Source organism: Elusimicrobiaceae bacterium (assembly GCA_028700325.1).
Lineage (GTDB): Bacteria > Elusimicrobiota > Elusimicrobia > Elusimicrobiales > Elusimicrobiaceae > JAQVSV01.
Genome location: JAQVSV010000004.1, coordinates 54759 through 58843, shown reverse-complemented (window position 1 = coordinate 58843; position 4085 = coordinate 54759). Strand labels below are relative to the sequence as shown.

Below are 4085 nucleotides of genomic sequence, written 5' to 3'. Positions count from 1 at the left end.
CCCGCTGAAAACCGAATTCGAGCCGGCTGAAACGGTCAGATTTCCGTTAACGTACAGGAACCCGTTCCCCGTAAGCGGCCGCGTGGAGCTGAAAACGGCATTGCCATCCACATAAATCAGCGACATGTTCGGCAGCTCGGCCGGCAGCTCCGCGGTGTCGGTAACTATATAGTCGGCAAGCAGTTTAAGCTCGGTGGCGGTCATGCCGAGGATTGATTCAAGCGTCGGTTCCGACAGGTTTGACACCGTATCCGGGGTGCCGGTTATTATGCCGCCGCTGTAAACATTGGGTTTTTTGCCCTGTTTTCGCCCGGCTCCTATACCGGAGCCGCCGGTAATCCGCCCGTTCTGATAGACATTCACCAAAGGCACATAGCTGCTGTTGTTGCCGCTGAATATCATGAACGCCGCCTCCGCAGGCAGCGAAAACGACATGCGCCGTATTTCCGTTGATGCTCTCACCTGCGATATTACTCTGTTCGGCGTGACATTAAAGGCTTTTGACGGATCATTCTTCTGGAAAACGTAGCCGGTGCTTTCTATGTACCACACCAGTCCCTGGCCCGCATAGTAGCCCTCCATCCGCTGGGCGGTTACATCGTGCACCGCGTGAGGATCCGCGGTTGAAGTGTCCTGCTGGCGCACGATTTCATAACGCGCCCATTTATTGCTGTCGTCGGACATGCGGTATTCTTTCACCAGCCCTATGGATTCGTCTATTGTGTCGCAGGAACTGGCGGCGGTGCTGTAGCGCGGGTAAAACGCCTGATCGGCGTAGGCACCCCCTCTCAGCGGATAACCGGCCGCTACAGGCTGCACACTCTGGCGGCGGAACCAGGAGATCGCGTCAACCAGTCCCGCCCGTGCGACATTGTCCGCTTCGGCAAGCACGTTTTTATTGATATTTGTTTCCCGGCTGGAAGTTTCCAGCAGTTTGCCGCCGGCAAGACATAAAAGCAGAATCACCATTGAAAGCATGATCGCCATAACCAGAGCGGACCCGTCCGCCCGGGTGATCAGCCGCCGGATTGCACTGGAAAAGAAGGTTTCTATAATGGATACATTCCGCGTCATGATATCATTATATAGTATGCCATGACCGGACGCAATGCCACTTTAGGCATGCTTCACCTGGAAACCGGCGCGGGCATGATCAGATTGTAGACCGACATGGCAACCTCCACCGCCCGCAGCAAGGCACGCGCCAGAGGATGCCGTTCCATTTTAACCGCTTTCGCGGGGCATAATTCCTGGCAGCAGAAACAGCGTATGCACTTGCCGAGATCGGCGCAGGGACGGTTTTTACCCATCCGTATCACGGAAACGGGGCAGGCCCGCACGCAATCGCCGCATTTAACGCATTGGCCGGTAAAAACCGGGTACGGACGCAGTTTCTCCGATAATGCGGATAACAGGGCATTGTTTTTAAGAAAATCAACCGCGCGCAGATGGTCAAGCTGGGGAATGACGAAATCCCGCACGCGAACAGTTTCCGGGGTTTCCGCCGGGAAAGTTATCGCGTCCAGCGACTGCGGCGCCAGCCCCCGCAGGCGCGCCTGCCTGAGCATGGGAATTGCATCCGGCTCCGCGCCGATAATCGCCGCGGCGGACAGGTCAAGCGCAAAAGCGTCCTCCGACGCCAGAATCAGGCCCGCCTGCCGAGGAGTGCCGGCGGTGGGCCCGCAGCCTTCCATCGCGACGACCCCGTCCATAATGCTGAGCGCCGGCCGGACTGACAGAAAAATATCAATAAGGGTATCGGCAAACCTGTCATACTCCGGCATCCGCATATGGTATTCCGCCTTCAGTATGCCCGGCACAGCCCCGAACATGTTTTTTGCCGCGCCGGTATACACCATCTGGCCATGGGTTTTAAGTTTGCAGAGATTGATTATAACGTCCGCTTCGGCAAGCGGAGTGATTATTTCGGTTTTTTTAAGATATTTGCCGGCAGGATTGTCCAGCTTGCGCGAAGAAGTGTCATAATTCAGTTCGATCCCGGCGTCCTGCGCCGCGCCAGTCATCCCCGTGGTTGTGTAAACCGCTTTAAGCCGCTGCGGCGTGTACGGCCCGCCGGGGCTTTCGGCAAGCACCGCCCTGGCTCCGGCCTGACGCACAATCTGCCCCACCGCGCGCACCAGTTCCGGATGGGTGGTGGCCGCTGTTTCCGGCGTTTTGCCAAGCACGAGATTGGGCTTTAAAACGACCGTCATGCCGGGTTTTATGAATTTTTCAACCCCGCCAAGATTGGCGAAACTTTTACGCACCGTGTCCAGAATAATCTGCCGGTCATAGCCGGCCGCTTTTTCAATAGAAACGCAGCTCATTTCCTTATCTCCATGCGGGCCGTGCGAGCCGGGCCGCTGGTAAAGTATAGCGTTTTTTCTGCGGCCGCGGAAAACGCTTTGCACCGGGCATGAATTCAAATCGCCAGTGCAACAAAAATCATAAAGCCTTCTGTGGACATGACGGAAACTATATTGCTACACTTTTTAGCCGGACCTGCCGTTATGAATCTGCGCGCGCTGAAAGACTACCTGAAGCTGCTGGCCGTTTATACGGCTGTATTTTCATTGGCCAGAATACTGTTTTTCTTTTCCTTTAAAACAGGGCCGTGCCCGTTGCCGGAAACCATGAAGGCACTGCTCGTCGGGGTGCGGTTTGACCTGTCGGTTTCGGCCATGGCGGCAGGCGCGGTGTTCGTCGCGGCGCAGCTTGCCGCCGCCGCGTTCGGGCGGAAAACCGGGCGGATATGGGCCGTTATATCACTCACTGCGGCAAACATAACGCTGGCGGCACTGATCTACGCCGATTTCCCGTTTTATTCGGAAAGCGGAATGCGGCTCAATTATCTGTTCTTCGAGTACATTTACTGGTCAAAAGACATCCTGAGCGCGATGCTGTCGTCCGCCAGCCTTTATTTCGCGGGGGTCGGCGCGGCGCTTCTCGCGCTGCTGATAGTGACGGCCCGGCTTTCGGCGGAACTGGCTAACTCGGTATTTAAACTGGATGAAAATGTCGCCACGAAACGGCGGCTGGCGGCGATACTGATACCGCTGGCGCTGTCGCTCGCGCTTATGCGCGGCGGGCTGGCGCAGCCGCTAAGCATCGGCGCGGCCTACACCAGCCGCAACGATTTCCTTAACGAAGTGTCGTTAAACGGCATTTTCACGTTTACAAGACAGCTTACCGCTTACGGCAAACGGGCGGAGAACACGCTGTCTTCCGGCCTGCTTAAAAACTATGCGCGCGAAGTGCTGTCCTATGCGCGGCTGCAACGGGATTCGCCCGACAACGCGTTCGGGCTGGCCGGCACGCTCGACAAACCCAACATCGTGCTTATATTCCTCGAAAGTTTCGGCGCGCAATATGCCGGCTGCCTCGGCGCGAAAAAAGGCCTGAGCGATAATTTTGACCGGCTGGCCCGGCAGGGCATGCTGTTCACCAATTTTTACGCGAACGGAACGCTTACCGGGATAGGGCTTTCCTCGTCGCTCTGCTCCTTCCCGGCGCTTTATTTTGACAAACCGCAATCCTCGTTAAAAGTTTACAGCGTCGGCCACTTTCTGCGGCGTTACGGCTACGGCTCCTACTTCTTTCACGGCTGGACCGGCGATTTTTACGACATCAGCAGTTTTGAAGGGTTCGACCAGCGGTTCAGCCCCGCCGATTATGTAAAAACAGCCGACAGCTCCGGCATTTTCAACGACGGCGACCTGCTCGACAACATGAACCGGATCCTTTCCCGGAAAAAACAGCCTTTCATAGCCGCCGCAATGACCACCTCGAACCATTTCCCGTACACCCTGATACCGGAGAAATTCCTCAAAGCGGATCCCCGCCTGACCCCGCAGGAAAAAACCGTCAAGTATATGGACTGGGCGCTCGGCAAATTCATGGCACAGGCGGAAAAAAGCCCCTATTACAAAAACACCATCTTTTTCCTGCTGCCGGACCATACGCCGCACCAGCTCACCAGCATGGAACGGGAGAAATTCCATATTCCGCTGCTGGTATATTCGCCTCTCCTGAAAAAACACGGCAAAGACGGGCGCCTGGCCTCGCAAATGGACCTGCCAATGACC

General features: G+C 56.2%; 3 protein-coding genes. 1 reads left to right on the top strand and 2 read right to left on the bottom strand.

From position 1 onward, the window contains the following. On the bottom strand, positions 1-1074 hold a 1074-nt coding region (locus tag PHW69_01270; protein ID MDD4003817.1), incomplete at its 3' end, for a hypothetical protein. 53 nt (positions 1075-1127) lie between these two features. Then, positions 1128-2327 carry a DUF362 domain-containing protein gene (locus PHW69_01265; protein MDD4003816.1) on the bottom strand — a complete coding sequence of 400 codons (1200 nt, stop codon included), beginning with the start codon at positions 2325-2327 and terminating at the stop codon, positions 1128-1130. A 183-nt stretch (positions 2328-2510) separates the two neighbouring features. On the opposite strand from PHW69_01265, the gene PHW69_01260 reads away from it, so the two are divergent. Next, positions 2511-4085, top strand: a 1575-nt coding sequence (locus PHW69_01260; GenBank protein MDD4003815.1) for a sulfatase-like hydrolase/transferase, incomplete at its 3' end; no start/stop codon positions are given.

Coding starts and splice junctions, on each gene's coding strand:
- PHW69_01265 (MDD4003816.1), bottom strand. CDS start 2,327: ATGAGCTGCGTTTCTATTGAAAAAGCGGCCGGCTATGACCGGCAGATT.